The organism is Luteirhabdus pelagi, assembly GCF_016827595.1.
Classification (GTDB): Bacteria; Bacteroidota; Bacteroidia; order Flavobacteriales; family Flavobacteriaceae; genus Luteirhabdus; species Luteirhabdus pelagi.
This window is the reverse complement of sequence record NZ_JAECMS010000006.1, coordinates 51,012-67,900: the sequence shown is the minus strand read 5'-3', so window position 1 is coordinate 67,900 and position 16,889 is coordinate 51,012. Positions and strand designations below refer to the sequence as shown.

Genomic DNA, 16,889 nt, shown 5'->3' with positions numbered 1-16,889 from the left:
TCTAATAATCGGTTTCTCGGTTGTTTACCTTGTCCTGCATTTTTCGAAATGAAATAATATCACGATAACGTTTTGTCTTAATCTCTACCTGTGATATCATTTCCTTTGACTCTTTTTCCTTGGCACGGATAATACCCGCTCTTTCGGCATCCGTCATTCTCAGGTAGTCACTTGATAGGATCTCGTCTATGTATGCTGCAGTATCGAGCGAATTATCCAATAGCTTCGTAAAGGATTCAGTAATTAGATCGATTTCCTCTGCCTTGATAAAGGGAGAATTCAAAATATCCGATAGGTCATTCTGTACGATGCTATATAGGTGCTGATTATTTTGTGCGATCTGCTGAACCGCATTTAATTGTTGGACCACTTCCGCCACCTTCTCAAGGTTTTCCTTTTGTTGTTTTAAAAAATCCACGGTCTTTAGGAGTTGGGTGGTCTGCTTGGCTGATTCCAATAGGGACTTGGCCAGACTGATGAAGTTGGTATTGTCGTAAACCGGCATCCCTTGACTTATCGCGCGAAGGGGGAATAGGAAGGTTAATGCCATTGCAAATAGGATGATCTTTGTTTTCATGTTTTTAGGTTTTAGATGAATATTCAGTTATTGCTTTTTCCATGTCGTTATACTTTTCATATAGCTCCATTATATCCTCGTTTTCCTTTCCATCCGTCAAATAGGCGGCGTACACCTCTTTTGGGACCTCAAGGCGAAAGATGTTGCTGTCCTTCCCGATCTTGATGAACATTTCAGTGTATTTACGAGGTCCGGAAAGGTTGTTCTTAATGGATTTTAGTTGGTTTAGGTCGTGACTGGATAGGTTGAGTCGCTGGACCAGTTCATCATAGCCCTTCTCATTGTTGAGGCTATAAATGACTTGTGTATTCTCAAGAATGCTGGCGGATGTTGAAGTATTCGGCAGCTGGTTGATGGACTGTAGGATAATCCCAATAGCACCGTTTTGTTTGCGGATGGCCTGGTAATAGAACTCAACGCTTTCCAATACATTTTCAAACTTCAATTGCTTTGCAAATTCATCGAATAGGATAATGCCCTTTTCGGCCCGATTGCGCCAAATCGTCCGTTGAATGGCGGACTTTATAAGCTTGAGCATTACTGACAGAATCTCTTTATTATCCTTGACTTCATCCAACTCGAACACAATCAGCCTCTTGTCTTCAATTTTATAGGTTTGATCTTCACTGGTCTCAAACAAAAAGCTATATAGACCATCTCCGACATACTCAGACATCACGTGCAGGAAACTTGTGATATCAAAGTAGTCGGGATGGATTTTGAGTTGGCCCAGAATTTCTTTCTGATGGCTTTCTATAAAACTGTAGAAGTCCTGAAGTGAGTGGTTTTCGGAAGTGCTGTCGTAGTAATGGCGAAGTATTTTCTTTATAGAAACCGATTGCGCTTTGGTCACCTTTAAGTCAGATACGAATAGCTCAAAGAGGAAAATGGATAGGTCTTCTAGCCGTTCTGGTGTGAGATCACTTTGGTTACTGATAAAGAACGGATTGATGCCCAAGTTCTTGCCACTCTCATACCGTAGGATGGTATATTTCCCAGGATAAAGTTTTGCGAATTTCGTATAGGATCCCCCTAAGTCGATTATGACGAGCCGAACGCCACTTTCGAAATATTGACGCAGAATGTTATTTGCCAAAAAGGACTTTCCTTCTCCCGTTGGCGCAAAAATAGCGAAGTTACGGGCCTTGATACGTTTCTTTCGTTCGTCCCAGACATCCTTTAATACTGGAATATTATGCTCTCGGTCATTGAAGATAATCCCTGTGTCGTCAGACTTGTAGTTAGAATTGTTGATGAAGAGGCATAGAGCGTGTTTCAAATCCGTGACGTACAGATCGTCATTCGAGAAGTTGGAAGAGAAACAGCAATAACTGTTCAGGATATAATTCTTCCGTTCCTCACCTCTCGGATAATAGGGAATAATATCCAGTTCCTTAAACTCGGTCTTAATCTGGGAGGTGATCTTGTCAAGTGACTTGGGATCTTTTGCCCAATAAATGATATTGAGGTGTCCTCGGATAATGCGTGCATTTTCATCGGCATTTATCTGGTCGAGAATATGCTGGATTTTTCCAAGCACCACTTTGTTCTGGGAACCGAAATTGGAGCTCTTGTTCAGTTCCTCAATTTTTTTGTCCAGTAGCTTTCGCCACTTTTGTTTGTCATCGAGATAGAGAATCTGGTTGACGATATGGTTTTCATTTAGCGTAAGGCCCAAACCATCAATAAAACCTTGATGGAAAACAAAATCGTCCGAAGTGAACCTTTCATTGGTCTTGCTACTCTGTACACTATCGCCGAAGCATAGTTCATTATTTATGGCAAGGGCATCAAAATAATTGTCGCCTATGGTGAAGTTTTTCCTTTCAAGAAGGATATCGGTATCGCACCCCTCATTAAACCCATTGAAATAATTGATTGTGAGCCGTTGTATTTCTTTCGCTTCAACTAAATCAAACTTCATCTTTCTACTGTTGTTGATGAAGGAAATGGAATCGCTAACGGCATTGATAAATACTTTGATATTGTCATCCATCTGCTGAACAATTCCCTTGGAAACCTTTCGAAAAGGATTTACATACTTGGAGTTGTTCAAGGCCTTGTTTTTGGTCAAAATGAAGAATAAATAGCACTGGTGATCGATGTATCCTCGACCTTTAAAATGATTATGTGTCGCCTTTTCCAAAAACGATTTATTGGGGAGTTGTTCTGAGGAATATGATTTCTTTAAATAGATGTCCTGCTTGTGAACCACCGTTCCAACAGGTAATGATTTTAGCGCCTGAAACCAAGCACCGTGGATATCCTCGAAATCCTTTTCGGAAAGGGAGTAGATTTCTGGAAGTTCTCCTTTGTAACAGAGAACGATATTGCCATTATTTGCGAAGATGATATTGTCCTGAATATCTGCAATAGGATGATATGCCGACAGGGTTAGCTTATTCATAATCTATGGATGAATATCTTTTGCTGCTGATAATTCTAGGAAAGGGGTTGGCCAATTGAAATAGCTGCGGGTTGTTGGCTATGCGGATTAGGGCAATGAAAAGTCCACCATTGAATACCATCAGTCCGATGATCACCAAAAAACTGAACGAAAAGATGATAATGAGCAATGATGCCAAAATGGAAACCATCATCAGTGCAAATAGTGAAATGGGCAAGCCAAAAATCACCGCACGTTTTCGCATATTTCTATAGACCTCGTATCGCTTCATCTTATACCACAATACCAATTAAATAGGTGAAGATGCCCACAACCGCACCTGCGATTAGGACGAACACCAGCACGCGGGTAATCCCTTTTTTTAGGTCGGCATTCTCACCAAAAAAGTGTCCTGCATTAAATAGAAAGCCGATAAGGAAAATTACCCCTAGGATGATTGGGAAAATGGCTCTGATGGTATCGGAAACATCGTTGACCGAATCTTCAATACCTCCAATCTGTGCAAAAAGTGAAGTGGATAACAGCGAGAGAACGCCTGCCAAATGATATGTTTTTTTCATAACGGAATGGATTAAAATTTTAGTTCATTTTCGTTATCTGAAATTTACATATATTTGAATATAAATAACTGAAAATCAAATATTTGTGAATAAAATATTATTTGTTACCGTTTGGTTTTCGATGCTATTATATGGCATCAAATTCTATGAAATTAGGAAGTGGAACTGTTGAAAACCCAAAAACTGAAAATGAAAAAGTGGCTCAAAAACGTCAGTTTTGTGATTTTGCTACTTAGAAGCTGCATTCTATTGGGTCAGGATTTGGTTGCAAAAAAGATCGTTATTATTGACCCTGGCCACGGTGGAAAAGATTCAGGGGCAATAGGTATTAATAATGTTCGCGAAAAGGAAGTTGTACTGAATGTAGCAAAAGCCATCTCTGAGCTTAATGAAAAGTCAGGGTCACCATTGGATATTCATTTGACTAAATATACTGATACGCTTATTTCGCTATCGGATAGAACCAAACTAGCCAAAGTAATAAAAGCAGATTTGTTTCTGTCCTTGCATTGCAATCATTCAGTTAATCCAAATGCACGTGGTGTTGAAGTTTTTGTTGCCAATCCAAATTCCAAGCTTTCGGAAGAAGCTACTTGGCTGGCATTTCGGTTGCAATCTGAATTAAATGAGAAGCTCGGTTTTGAGAGTCGCGGTGTAAAGTTTGCCAATTTTCAAGTGCTTCGGGAAACGACTGCCTTTATGCCTTCTGTTCTTTTGGAATTGGGATTTTTGAGTAATAGTGATGAGACCAGTTATTTTTTAAAGCCTGATTCCCTGAAAGCATTGGCACTGGTGATTTGGGAATGTTTAAATAAAAATATAAATAGTTATGAGAGGGTTGGGGATTGAAGTATTCAGCAATATGAAAAGTATAATAATCGAATTATTTAAACTGATTCTTAGATTTTTAGAAAATAGTAATAAGAAAAAATCCTAACAAATAGGACAGTTATCCGAATTCATTAGATTTGTATTTGAGATTTCAAGAACAAGAAAATGACAGAGCTTGGGAAGTTTTTAAACAAAAAATCAGTCAATAAGGCCGAAATATCGAGACGAACGGATATATCAACATCAAGGCTTAGCGATTTATGTTTAAAGGAGTACGCTAGATTGACCGCAGAGGAACTCTATCTGATTGCTTTGGCAATAGATGCAGATCCATCAGAAGTTTTTGATGAGATTTTTAAAAATGTAAAATTGAAGAATATAGCATAATGGCTAAAATTCCTTTTAAAGTATCGGCTAGAACAGCTAAACTTATTGGCTTGGAAAATTTTTCCAATGCCGAGGGTGCCATAATTGAACTGATTAAGAACACTTATGATGCCGATGCGAAAATCTGTATCGCTGTTTATGATTTGATTTATGTAAAGGATGAAGAGGGAAATGAGAAAATAGATAGAGGCAAGAGCAATATTTATGTTATAGATAATGGGGTGGGAATGACCCAAAGCATTATAACTAACCAATGGATGACTATTGGGACGGATGATAAACTCTATAGCCACACCTCAGATGGAGGACGTGTAAAAACGGGTGCAAAGGGTATTGGACGCTTTGCCCTGAACAGATTGGGAACAACAACAGAACTTTATACAATTTCTAAGGAAACAAATAAGGGACATTACTGGAAAGTTGAGTGGAATGATTTCGATGAAGCTGGTGCAGTTGTTTCAAAAGTAAACGCAGACCTTATAGATAAACCTGAACTGGATTTAAAAGGGTTGCTTACTAATAAATTTAATAATAACAATAGAATAGACGAACTCATAACCCACAATTCCTTTGAAAATGGTACGGTTATTAAAATCTCGAAGCTAAATGATAATTGGGAGTTTGAACAGCTACAACGATTATTTGGAAATTTAGAAATGCTCTTGCCACCAAAAGAGCAAAATGACTTTGAGCTACATTTTTTTTCTATGTCCGATGCCGAGGAATTCGGGCAAGTAAAAGGAGCATATTACGATGACTTTGATTATAAGGTTAGTGCTAAATACCTTGATGATGAAGATAAATCACTCATTGTAGATATTACTCGAAACGAATTAGATGTCGATGTTCTAGCGAATAGATATACCGAGCTCTTCGAATATGAGAAAATGCAAAAATTCCCATATCGACTCGAAGATATAAAAGCCAAAACCATTCAAATTAAGACGACTTTGAATGAGGTGTTTTCCTCAGATGTAGATTCTAATTTAATCGAGCAGATAGGAAAGTTTACGTTTACCTTTTATTTTCTGAAAAATACAATTTCCGACGATAAACAAGAAGGTGACACTAAAAAATATCCATATAAAAGTTTCAACAGCTCAAACCGAAGGGCTTGGCTTAAAAAATTTGGAGGCGTAAAAATCTTTCGAGATGATTTTAGGATAAGGCCCTATGGTGAAAAAGGTGAAGACTGGTTGAAACTAGGTGAGCGACAAGCTCAAAGCCCTGGTGGAGCGGGACAAAAATTGGGCGGCTATCGTATTAGGCCCAACCAGGTTGCCGGAACAATTAATATTTCTAGAATCCATAATGCAAGTTTTCAGGATAAGTCAGGACGAGAAGGGATACGTGAGAACGACGTATTCGATTTGTTCAAAAATTTATTGATAGAGATTATCGGTTTTTTTGAGAATGATAGAAATATGATTATGTATCATCTTTCCGAACTTTTCAAAAAACGAAATGACGAGGAAGAGGCAAAGCGTAAGGCTAAAGAAGAAGCGGATAGGATAAATAAGGAGCAGGAAGAGGAAGAACAAAGCCAAAGGGACGGTGAGTCGGAAAGTGACCAAGAACCGGAGGATTCGGACAAGACTTCGGGAGATGAAGACGGAGAACCTGGGGAGCCGTCAAAGGATAGTGCGACTGAAACAGAAAAGTCTTTGGCCAAGGGTATTAAAATCCTTTCCCAAGAAATTGATGACAAAGATGAGGAAATCAGGCTATTAAGAAATTTTGCTAGTGTAGGCCTTATTATATCATCCTTCGCACACGAAGTTAAAAGTCTTAGGTCCAGATTGATTCCTCGCACCTCATTTTTATTAAAGGAACTTGCTACCCATCTTGATGAAAAAGACTTACAGCATCTCGATAAGGACGACAATCCTTTCTATATGATTAAGCTTATTCAGGAAGAGGATACAAAATTGAAGCATTGGCTGGAATACTCATTGAACTCATTAACCCGTGACAAACGAGAAAGGAGCAACCTTAATTTTGGTAGATATTTTGAAAGCTTTAAAGCAAACTGGAAAAAAGCTTTGGAACAGCGTAACGTATCTATCACCCTAAATGGAAGTAAGGATGATGAAAATGTAATCAGGGCCTTTGAAGTCGATATGGATTCAATCTTCAATAACCTTTTATCCAATTCCTTGAATGCGCTTAAGGGGTCAAAGAAAGGCAAAAAGTTAATTGAGATAAGTTGGAAACGTTTGGATAGTAAAATCGAGATACTTTTTTCAGATAATGGGAAAGGTCTAGACCAACAATATAAAAACAGTCCTGAAGATATTTTCAAGTTATTGGAATCTTCAAAGAAAGACAAGAAGGGCGAAGTTATAGGCACCGGCCTTGGGCTATATATTGTACAATCTATAATCGACGGTTATAACAATTCATCGGTAAGCATAATGAACATCGAAGATGGGTTGACTTTGAAAATTGAATTTCAGGTTAGAAAAGATAAATAAAATGAAGTACAAAATTGCATACATCGATGAAGATGATGGTTGGCTAAATCAATTCTACCATACTTTCAAAAGCGACTTTGAAATTCTCAAAATCAAGGCCGATGTAAATACCACATTGGATGACATTGTAAGCACGATTTTTGAAAAGGAGATGGATGGAGTCATTACAGACTATCTATTGGATGAAACGGGAGAAGTTGAGTTTAATGGCAATCAGGTAATTGATGCCATAAGAGACTATAAACCATATTTTCCTGCGTTAATGCTTACCGCTCACGAACCGCAAGCCATAAATCATACTGAAGATGTCAATATTATCAATGGCAAAGATATTCTTGATGGCGAAAATGAAAAACGATTGGCCATTCTCAAAGTTAAAATCAAATCCAACATCGACAGATACTACGAAATGATAGCGAATACACAAACCAGAATAGAAGAGCTTGTGAGAAAGAGAAACGAAGATTCACTTGAACCAAACGAAGAAGAAGAATTGACCAAGCTTTTCATTGTGATGGACGAATTAGAACCTGAAGGAAAGGAAATGCCGGCAAATCTTGTAGAAAAAGAGGCAATTACAAAGCTGAATACGTTTGTTGCTCAGACCAGGGAAATATTGGACGAACTAAAAAAACAAAGTAAAGAATGAGTGTGTTTCGCAATGAGCATCCCAAAAGGCGAAATATCACCAAAGAGGTGTCCAATTATCGTAAACACAGGGATGATTTAAGAAAAGATTATTTCGACCGGTGTGGCTATTGTAACAGTATTGATACTTGGAGGTTCGTTTGGTTTGAGATTGACCATTTCGTGCCACAAAAGTATTTAAAGACAATCAAGGATACAGATTATTTTAACCTAGTATATGCCTGTCGATCTTGCAATAATGCTAAAAGAGCCAAATGGCCATCAATGGACGAAAAAATCCACAATGTCAATGATGAGGGTTTCATAGACCCGTGCGATGAGGAATATGCGAATCAGTTTAAAAGAACCGATACAGGTAGAATACTGCCAGATACTAGATTAGGCGAATGGATTTATAATGAATTAAAACTCTATAAGCCACAGCACGAGATAATTTGGAAGATGGAGGAAATGAATAATCTTATTGACGAAATAGAACAAGTTTTGGATGGAAACCCAAATTCAGGTGAAGATTTAAAGGATAAACTATTAGAATGTTACAGGGCATTTAGAAAATATGCACAACAATTAAGTGAAGTTGGATTACAGTAAAAAAAATACGGGCTCTTACTACACACCCTCGTACTTGGCAGACTTTATCACCAAGAGGGTCTTGTCCTTTTTTAAGGATAGAAAGCGTATTTCCGTATTTGAACCTAGTGTGGGGGACGGGGCATTTGTTGATTCATTAAAATGTTGCAAATATCTGTCGATTAAGTTAGATGCGATTGATATTAACGATAAGGAATTGAGCAAAGCGGCAAACAGATGGAAGAAAAGAAATTCTAGTTTTACAGAGATTGATTTTCTTGAATTCGATACAAAAAACCGATACTCTGCGGTCGTAGGAAATCCGCCCTATATTAAGAAAAACTTTTTGTCTGATGATCAAATTGAAATGTCCAGACAAATACACGAACAAGCTAAATTATCGGAGGCAACATCTAAAAATATTTGGGTTACATTTCTAATCAAATCAATAGGATTATTAAAAAATAATGGTGTTCTAGCCTTCGTGCTGCCATCGGAGCTCTTGCAAGTCCAATTTGCCGAAGAAATAAGGGAATATCTAAAGAAAGCATTCGACCGAATAGAAGTTTTCACATTCAATGACTTAATGTTTGAGTGCAAAGGTCAGGACACAATAGTTCTTTTTGCATACAAAAAACACACAGTCAAAGGTGAGTTCTTTGCTAACATTGAAAACCAGACCGTTCTAATGGATGAAAGCTTCGGCCTTAGAAGGAACGACATCTTAGTTGAGTCCAAAATCAAATGGACCCATCATTTTCTATCATCGGATGAAGTGACATTTCTTGAAAATATCAAGAGTAATCTTAAACAAGTCAGCCACTATTCTGAATCAAAGCCTGGTATCGTTACGGCGGCAAACAAGTTTTTCATTATTGATAAGGAAACGGAGGCAAAATTTAATCTTGAAGAATACACTAAGCCGATTATTCAAAAGGGTCTCTTTGTAAACGGCAGCGTAGTATTCGGTGAAAAGGACTTTCAGGATTTGGAAAGATCCAATCGTCCTACTAGATTATTACAATTGAATGATGATGATGAAATTTCAGATAGCTTAAAGCAATATCTTGAAATCGGCAAAGAGCTTGAAATACCTGAGAGATACAAATGTAAGTCAAGAAATAACTGGTACGTTATACCAAATATCGCAACCAAACCGAAAGGACTTTTTTTTAAGAGAAGTCACTTATATCCGAAAATCTTGAAAAATACTTCACGGGCTTTTGTGACTGATTCCGCCTACAAGATTGAGATGAATGAGGGATATAACCTGGACAGTTTCATCTTTTCTTTTTATAATTCGCTAACGTTATTGTTTTCTGAGACAAACGGTAGATATTATGGAGGGGGTGTACTTGAATTAACACCAAGTGAATTTAAGGGCTTGCCACTTCCTTACATCGATATTGACACGAATGAATTTATACGATATGTAAGAAAATTTGAGAAAAAAGAAAGGATTGAGGATGTATTAAACATAAACGATAACAAAATTTTAAACACCTCGCTTGGCCTTGATTATGATTCGATTAGTCGCATAAGAAACATTCGACAAAAACTACTGAACAAACGTTTACGAAGCTGACTCACTTCCTCTTATCACCCGCCCCTTTATCAAAAGCAATCAAATTAAAGAGCTCCCGCATCCTGCTGCGAACACGATTACCATAGCGTTCTTCCAGTTCCTCGGCATTTAGATTCGTAGTGGCGTGGGTTTTTATCTTTCCTTTTGTTTTTAAGAAAAGTTCGTAGCGTGAAAGCAGCACTTCACCCATCACGTTGCAGTCCTTTCCATAGTGTCTGCCCATAGGTTCTACTCCCAAATCGTCAAAGCATATAGGGGTGCTGTTGCCATAATCTTCAATTGTTTTATATCCTAAATGATTAAAGGCAAAGGCAATGTTGCGACAGGGCATCACTAAATAGGGTCTTTGGTGTGGAACTATATGGATTAATAACTTCATAAGACTTGTCTTTCCACAACCAACAGGTCCGGATAATAAAAGGCCTTTCTCTGGATCTATATCATGTTTTTTACAGTTTGTTTTATCCTTAATAAAATAATTGCATAGCTTGAACAGGACTGCTCGATCCTCCTCATATATCTTAAACCTTTTGCCGAACATAAGTTTGCCCTTAGCGTTAAGGTATAGTAGGATTCTGTCAAAATCATAGACCACTTCCTTTCCATCAAATCTTCCAATGGAATATTCTACGCCTCCTTCAACAATTTTAGAGGGGTTGTCCATAATCCTTTGTTTTAGTGGTTCGCAAGTTGTCCTGAATTTGGGATGGCTGTTTTTTCTTTGGCTTATTTTCCAATTCAAAAAGTTCAGTACGGTCCATCCAGTTTATGGCCACGGCTCGCCAATCACGGATTGGTTCCCCGTCACCAGTTTGCCATTCCCGGTCGGTGTAATGCTGATAAAATTTTTTAGCTTCAGTCATATCAAAATTTTTTTCTTCAAAAAAGTCGATTACAACCTGACAGTCCTTTGGTTGTTTTATAAGGTTTTCCTGTTTGGAATAGTTTGTATTGGATACCAATGCTTGTCCCTTTATGGGATGGTGTCGGTATACATCCTGTCCATTATTGGGATGGTAGTGTCCCTTTATCGGTACGCCTCTGGGATAGTACTGTTCTGCAAGTTGTTCCAAAATGGGATTGTACTGTTCCGAAACCGGTTCGTCACTTGTCTTTATAATGGACATCTTAATCTTACTCCCCTTATATGGGTTGTGTGATGGAATATAGGATAGGTATTCCCAAGTATCCAACTCTACGATACACTTATGATAAGTAGATTTGGATCCTATTTTGGCGGCTCGCATCAGATCCCGACGGTTTACATAGAATTCATCAGCAAAACGACTGCTGTTCCATTCCTGAAATAAGCCCATATATAAACTTATGTGAGTCGGATTTAGGCGATCGTCATAATAGAATCTTTCAAAAGCCGCATTCAGTAGCTTTATGTAATTCATTTTCTAGGAATTTAAGCCGTGGTGTACACGATGGGATTCCATGACCTTTTGAATTTCCTCTGCATCGTAGAAGATGATACCACCAACCTTGGTGTATGGTAAGGTGCCGTTTATTCTTAGGTTTTGAAGAGTACCAGGACTTATTTGTAATAAGTCCATGACCTCAGAGGATTTTAGGTATTTCTTGATTTGCCCTGAGGATTGTTTTTGAAGTAAGGTCTTTATATCATCAAGTAATTCCATTTTGAATTCCCTGAGATCGTCTGTGGTGATAATAGATGTTGGCATAATAGAGCGATTTTAAAAGAAAGGGACTGCCAAAGGTTATTTCTTTTAGATTGACAGCCCCTAACCCGATTTGACTTTCGTTCTACAAAATTGGACCACTTTGTTGGCATTACATCAATATAGAAACCCATGTTGGGCTAAATTTTAACACATTGGTTTTTAAAGGGAATGTTACAGTTTGATATGCTTACAACCTCATTTAGCGCTCCAAATTGTAGCGATTTGAATGATTGATTGTAATTATTTAATTTCCAGAGATGGGGTCAAGTGGGTCTATTCATCCAGTTCATTGCACCGCTTGATGAGTGCCTGTGTCAACCGATCCAAGAACTTGGTTTTGCTGCATTTTCTGGCTCTTATCTCTATAAAAGTATGATAGTAGTTGCCTAGCTCTATATTGAAGTTGCTTTCAAAGAATGTAGCTATTTCCTTAATATCAGCTGTTCCACTATTGATTGCTCCACTGCTATGCAATGCATAGATTAGCTCAATTAGTTCGGTTTTACTTCCCGTCCAGAAGAGATTGGAGGATTGTTTCATGTTCTTGGTTTTTGAGGAATCATATTGGTTTTCAAGTTTAGCGATCTCTTGTTGTAAATAAACGATTAGCATATCATAGGCGATAATGATTGCTACCGTAATGTCCTGAGGGGTAGAAAACTGGATATCTGTTTGGATATTTATGTAATCGGTGAATGCTCTTATATCCGTTTCGCCACGTACGAAATATAATTCGTCCAATGTACTGGCACCCCGGCGGTAGTAGTTGTAGAAGCTTAGGTTGTCGTGGAAGAACTGCTGAAGCTTATTGATGTTTTGGTTTAGGTATTTAAGTTGGAATTTGGAACTGCTTCGCGGCCTTTTACTCTCAATACTAAATAATTTGGCATAGTAAATCAGCTTACTCAATATCTGTGGTTTGGTGTATTTAAAGAACTTGATTTCGGCATCAACGGACTCAAATCCTTTGGAAATTACTTTTTTTCGAAGTTGCTTGATGTACTTATTGGATAATGAAATTCCCGCTTCCGCTTTAAATAATATATCATCGGTCCGGATCTCAAGCTGATCCAATTCGGTTTCCAGTTCCGATATGAACTTCTGATACTCCATTTATTTTAAACTTCATTTATCTAGCTCAATTTGTTTCCAGCACTCCCATTCGCTCCAAAATAAAATTGTCCGAAGTCTGCAAGTAGGCGAACCGTTGATGCACTTTGGCGCCAAGTTTCCTTTTTTCAAAGGACGCTGTCATCCCAAATGAGATGCTCTTCATGGATAATTCAATAGCCCTTTTGATAGTATGGTACAATAGCTGTCGGTATATGTGGTATTTCTCATTATACTGATAATCCAAGCCAACAAATGAAGGCACGTAAACATCACTTTTGTTCTTATAGCAAAACATAATTCCCAATAGTTTTTTCGTATTTTCGTTAGGATAGATTGCTATGAACTCCCAATTGTCTTGCCTGTTCATCTCCTCGAAGACCTTGAATGGAAAAGGAAATGTATTAAGACCCAGATTGTTTTTTTGGACATTTCTATAAAGCTTGTATGCTATATCAAGCTCTTGCTTTTGAAGGGAATTCGTAACGGTAACCATTATTTCCGGCGCGGTTTTATGGATTTCATTTCTTACGTGACGTCGATTCCGGGATGAAAGCGTACTTATTAGCTCTTCAATTTTAGTTATTTTATTAAGTTTTAAAATTGAAATTTCAGGCATTTTCAATCTGATATAACCATGATGTTGAAGTTCCTTTTGCAGCGCCGTATCGGCTGAGAAATCCCTTAAAACTATCATTTTCGCTTGATGCTTGGCTTCTAATTCCTCAAGGTGTTTTAGCATCAGTTCTATAGCGAATTTTGATTTTGGATGTGATTGGTTAACGTAGAGATGATCGCCTTCGGTAAATAAGCAGCCCATACTTAGAACTTTGGAGGTGTGGGAATATGGTTTAGTCAAACGTTCATTTTCAAAAAGCTCGGACACGTTTGGTTTTGCGAGCATGTCATCCTTCCAAATGGAGATAGTGAAAAAGCTAATCAACACGGGATTACCATCATTGTCTGAAATAATGAGATATTGAAAATTCCAATCATCTTCCTTTCTCGGATTATTTGAAAACGACTTTTCTAGAAAATGCAAGCCCTCCCAGTCAAATACACCTTCCGCACCCATAAAGCGATTCCAGAACTTCTCATCGATATCTGAAATTGTGTTTCCCCAAGTAGTTACTAATCCTTCATTTTTATTAGATATATCCATTTCTGTGGTTGGTAGATTGAAGGCTTCTCGAACCCTTCCAATGTTAGTATTTGTATCTTCCAAAGCCCTTGGTAAGTGATATTCCATGGCATCAACCAATTCCTTGATCTCAGCTTTCTGATTATGCCTTGAAATAGTTATCCGTACTCCGGTGTTTTTAGCCGGTACCGCAGGAAAGAGACCAAGGTTCACGTAAAAACCTTCCTTCATCAAACGATTTACAAAATTATAGCCCGTCTTAGGCGTGCCAGTCCCAATATAAAAGACCGGCGAGGGATTGTTGTCAATTACAGGAAGTTCCGTAGCGGAAAGAAGGCTATTGAAATAAGAAATTCTGTCCTTCAGTTCTTCTTGAAGCGTATATATCTCTGGTGCTAAATGGATTTTCGCAGATGCTATCGCAGCTCCGATGGAAGCTGGATCCAATTGTGCCGAAAAAGTCAAGGGACCACCGAATGTCTTTATCTCATCATGAAGGGTGGGATTTGAACAAACAAGAAATGAACCGCTAGCACCGAAGGTTTTGCTCAACGTTCCGAATAATAATACATTTTCCGGGAGTTCCTTGAGCTGACTAAGGACATAACCAGTGCCGTTTTTACCCGTCCAACTCATGCCATGTACATCATCAAAATAAAGATGGAGTTGTGGATATTTTTTGCATAGCGACATTAGCTCATTTACTGGTGCATAATCCCCGTACATAGAATATATTCCGTCTGCCATATACCATATGTTCTTTCTCTCGTTCCGATAGTACTTTATTTTGTCTTCAAGCATATCAAGATTGTTATGGCGAACCATGTCAATGGGTATACTTCTTGTCTTGAGGATCTTTGCGGCATTTTGGACACTCCAATGAACTTGATGGTCTAAGATAATGGCATCATCATCCTTTACAGCGGTAGGAATCACACCGATGTGGCCCAAGGTGCTATTTTTGGTAATGATGATAGGATTGCCATACATTTCAGAGATCTTATCCTCAAGTTCTTCATAGAGAGGGTTTGAAATATAGGATTTCGATAACGGAAATTGAGTGCCGTATCGCTCAATGGCCCCAATCGCGGCTTTTTTTAATCTTACATCCTGTTCTAGCCCTAAATATCCCGTTGTCCCAAAATGAAAAAGCAATCGCTTGTCTATTCCTATCTTTCTTCCTGAAAAGGATTCTCCATCGGCATAGAGATGAAGTATTCCCTCTTTTTTGGCTTCCGTAAAGACTTCGTGTACGGTATCCAAAAAATTGTTGTGTTTAATCTTTGCCATCTGTTAGTGTAATTGAACATAAAAATTAGTGGCAAATGATATGGAATGAAAATCAAAATTATTATTAATCCTTTTCAGATAATTCTTAATCCTTTGTGGGCAAACAAATCATGAATTTAGACACTTTTTAGGTGGAGGCGATAGATTGGGATATTGAGATTTTTGTAACTTTATTTAAATACCAGTTTTCTAATGACAATGTTGGATTTTCTTGAAAACGATTATGCAACGTACCAGTTAGTCGATAACATATTAATAGTCACCTACAAAGATGTCAGTTTGAATTTAGCTGCAGCTACAAAGGTGGTAGAGGATAGGTTGTTGATTCAGCAGGGAAAGCGTTATGCGGTCCTCTGTGAAATAGGGAAAGTACGTGACATCAATAAGGAGGCAAGGGACTACCTTGCGCTAGAGGGCTCCGTCCTGTTAAAAGCTGTTGCTTTTATTGCAGAAAATCCCGTATCGAAAATATTCTCAAAATTTTATTTACGAACGAGCCAACCCACTATTCCGTATAAAATTTTTAAGGAAAGGGATAAGGCAATGGCATACCTAAAATCAATATAATATACGTAATTCTATAGTACTCTCCAATTGAATTTTAAGCCATGTAATTCTCAAATTCAGATAATCATGGACGAAAATGCAAAACGATTAAAAAAGGTTAACCGGATGCTTATTGAAATGAGCGCGGGGAATTTTTTCTATAGAATTGAGAGGTCTATGGAGAATGATACCTTGGATGCCTTGGTAGTTGCTCTAAATATGACCGCAGAGGAGATTCAGGAGGCTTTGGTGCACCAAAGCTATGTAAATATGCACACTACCATAAGGCATATTGTTGAAATGGTTTTCATTTTAAATAACGAAGGGATAGTGAGAAAAGTCAATAAAAATGTTTCGACTTTATTGCACAGGGATTTGAAAAATGTTCTAGATGCCCCTTTTCAAAATCTTCTAGAGGAATCTTCCGTTGAAACCTGGCAATTGGCATTTGAAAAATTAGATTCCAAAACCGATAGCGTGGCCGTTAATCTCGCTTTTGTAACAGGTAGCGAATTAAGGCTTCCAAGTGCTTGTTATATAGCAAAACTAAAAAGTCATAAGTCGAAGGAAATCGATGAGATTATTGTTACCGTCGTGAAGCACTCAAGTGATCAAACTGAACTGGAAAGGGATTTACGCAAAAAGCTGACCAAAGTACCATATCGCAAAAAGGATGTCGGAAAAAAGAAGGTCAAACCAAAACTGAGTTATGAGGACATCCAGAAAATTCGTAAAGGGCACGACTATATTCGCAATAACCTAAAGAAGGATTTCCCGACACTTAAAGAATTTGCGCTTCAGTTGGGAACAAATGAGTTCAAGTTGAAATATGGGTTTAAGCAATTGTATGGTACCAGTGTGTTTCGATTTTTGAAGAAAGAACGACTGCGAAAAGCGAAGATGTTAGTGCAGTTTACGGAGTTACCCGTGAAAACGGTAGCTAATATGACTGGTTTTAAGAGTCTGCCCCATTTTTCAAGGGCGTTTCATAAACGGTATGGTTACTCACCCACTACTTATCGGAAGAGATCCAATAGTTAGAGATTCTGGCGGATAGGATTATTCCTTCTTAGGT

Annotated in this window: 17 protein-coding genes; 8 read left to right on the top strand and 9 right to left on the bottom strand. The window is 38.0% G+C overall.

The features are described 5' to 3' along the window. Nucleotide 1 precedes the first annotated feature (1 nt). The 4 genes from I4Q58_RS14210 to I4Q58_RS14195 are packed head-to-tail and all read right to left on the bottom strand — an operon-like array spanning nt 2 to nt 3,544. The gene (locus I4Q58_RS14210; RefSeq protein WP_203296571.1) at nt 2-577 is read right to left on the bottom strand and encodes a conjugal transfer protein; all 576 of its coding nucleotides are present in this window, start codon (nt 575-577) and stop codon (nt 2-4) included. A 4-nt stretch (nt 578-581) separates the two neighbouring features. After that, nucleotides 582-2,984: a TraG family conjugative transposon ATPase gene (locus tag I4Q58_RS14205; RefSeq protein WP_203296570.1), complete on the bottom strand. Its 2,403-nt coding sequence runs from the start codon at nt 2,982-2,984 to the stop codon at nt 582-584. Further along, a complete protein-coding gene (locus tag I4Q58_RS14200; protein ID WP_203296569.1) occupies nt 2,977-3,255 on the bottom strand; it encodes a hypothetical protein in 279 nt (92 codons plus the stop codon). Before I4Q58_RS14200 ends, I4Q58_RS14205 begins: the two co-directional genes overlap by 8 nt. Nucleotide 3,256: 1 nt before the next feature. Then, nucleotides 3,257-3,544 carry a hypothetical protein gene (locus tag I4Q58_RS14195; protein WP_203296568.1) on the bottom strand — a complete coding sequence of 96 codons (288 nt, stop codon included), beginning with the start codon at nt 3,542-3,544 and terminating at the stop codon, nt 3,257-3,259. 189 nt (nt 3,545-3,733) lie between these two features. On the opposite strand from I4Q58_RS14195, the gene I4Q58_RS14190 reads away from it, so the two are divergent. The 6 genes from I4Q58_RS14190 to I4Q58_RS14165 all read left to right on the top strand — a co-directional run bounded on the left by I4Q58_RS14190 (nt 3,734) and on the right by I4Q58_RS14165 (nt 10,039). Then, the gene (locus I4Q58_RS14190; RefSeq protein ID WP_203296567.1) at nt 3,734-4,393 is read left to right on the top strand and encodes an N-acetylmuramoyl-L-alanine amidase family protein; all 660 of its coding nucleotides are present in this window, start codon (nt 3,734-3,736) and stop codon (nt 4,391-4,393) included. Between the two features lie 147 nt (nt 4,394-4,540). Then, complete coding sequence (locus I4Q58_RS14185; RefSeq protein WP_203296566.1) at nt 4,541-4,762, top strand: helix-turn-helix domain-containing protein; 222 nt, start codon at nt 4,541-4,543, stop codon at nt 4,760-4,762. Beyond that, nucleotides 4,762-7,236 (top strand): ATP-binding protein, encoded by a 2,475-nt coding sequence (locus I4Q58_RS14180; protein WP_203296565.1) that lies wholly within the window; start codon nt 4,762-4,764, stop codon nt 7,234-7,236. Before I4Q58_RS14185 ends, I4Q58_RS14180 begins: the two co-directional genes overlap by 1 nt. A 1-nt stretch (nt 7,237) precedes the next feature. After that, nucleotides 7,238-7,885 (top strand): hypothetical protein, encoded by a 648-nt coding sequence (locus I4Q58_RS14175; protein WP_203296564.1) that lies wholly within the window; start codon nt 7,238-7,240, stop codon nt 7,883-7,885. After that, nucleotides 7,882-8,475 (top strand): HNH endonuclease, encoded by a 594-nt coding sequence (locus tag I4Q58_RS14170; RefSeq protein ID WP_203296563.1) that lies wholly within the window; start codon nt 7,882-7,884, stop codon nt 8,473-8,475. Before I4Q58_RS14175 ends, I4Q58_RS14170 begins: the two co-directional genes overlap by 4 nt. Nucleotides 8,476-8,509: 34 nt before the next feature. Next, entirely contained in the window at nt 8,510-10,039 is a 1,530-nt protein-coding gene (locus tag I4Q58_RS14165) for an Eco57I restriction-modification methylase domain-containing protein (RefSeq protein ID WP_236002943.1), read from the top strand. Nucleotide 10,040: 1 nt separating this feature from the next. Here the strand turns inward: I4Q58_RS14165 and I4Q58_RS14160 are convergent, their stop codons facing one another. From I4Q58_RS14160 to I4Q58_RS14140, 5 genes are all read right to left on the bottom strand, one after another. After that, nucleotides 10,041-10,703 carry a P-loop NTPase family protein gene (locus I4Q58_RS14160; RefSeq protein WP_203296561.1) on the bottom strand — a complete coding sequence of 221 codons (663 nt, stop codon included), beginning with the start codon at nt 10,701-10,703 and terminating at the stop codon, nt 10,041-10,043. Continuing rightward, nucleotides 10,687-11,439 carry a hypothetical protein gene (locus I4Q58_RS14155; RefSeq protein ID WP_203296560.1) on the bottom strand — a complete coding sequence of 251 codons (753 nt, stop codon included), beginning with the start codon at nt 11,437-11,439 and terminating at the stop codon, nt 10,687-10,689. The genes I4Q58_RS14160 and I4Q58_RS14155 overlap by 17 nt, the downstream gene beginning before the upstream one ends. A gap of 3 nt (nt 11,440-11,442) precedes the next feature. Next, nucleotides 11,443-11,727: a helix-turn-helix domain-containing protein gene (locus I4Q58_RS14150; RefSeq protein ID WP_203296559.1), complete on the bottom strand. Its 285-nt coding sequence runs from the start codon at nt 11,725-11,727 to the stop codon at nt 11,443-11,445. A 273-nt stretch (nt 11,728-12,000) separates the two neighbouring features. Beyond that, nucleotides 12,001-12,840 carry an RteC domain-containing protein gene (locus tag I4Q58_RS14145; RefSeq protein WP_203296558.1) on the bottom strand — a complete coding sequence of 280 codons (840 nt, stop codon included), beginning with the start codon at nt 12,838-12,840 and terminating at the stop codon, nt 12,001-12,003. 25 nt (nt 12,841-12,865) lie between these two features. After that, nucleotides 12,866-15,268, bottom strand: a complete 2,403-nt coding sequence (locus I4Q58_RS14140) for a bifunctional aminotransferase class I/II-fold pyridoxal phosphate-dependent enzyme/GNAT family N-acetyltransferase (RefSeq protein WP_203296557.1) — start codon at nt 15,266-15,268, stop codon at nt 12,866-12,868. Nucleotides 15,269-15,460: 192 nt separating this feature from the next. Here I4Q58_RS14140 and I4Q58_RS14135 point away from each other — a divergent pair, with 192 nt between their 5' ends. Both I4Q58_RS14135 and I4Q58_RS14130 read left to right on the top strand, forming a co-directional pair. After that, nucleotides 15,461-15,835: a DUF7793 family protein gene (locus I4Q58_RS14135; RefSeq protein ID WP_203296556.1), complete on the top strand. Its 375-nt coding sequence runs from the start codon at nt 15,461-15,463 to the stop codon at nt 15,833-15,835. Nucleotides 15,836-15,901: 66 nt separating this feature from the next. After that, nucleotides 15,902-16,855, top strand: a complete 954-nt coding sequence (locus I4Q58_RS14130) for a helix-turn-helix domain-containing protein (protein ID WP_203296555.1) — start codon at nt 15,902-15,904, stop codon at nt 16,853-16,855. Nucleotides 16,856-16,889 lie beyond the last annotated feature (34 nt).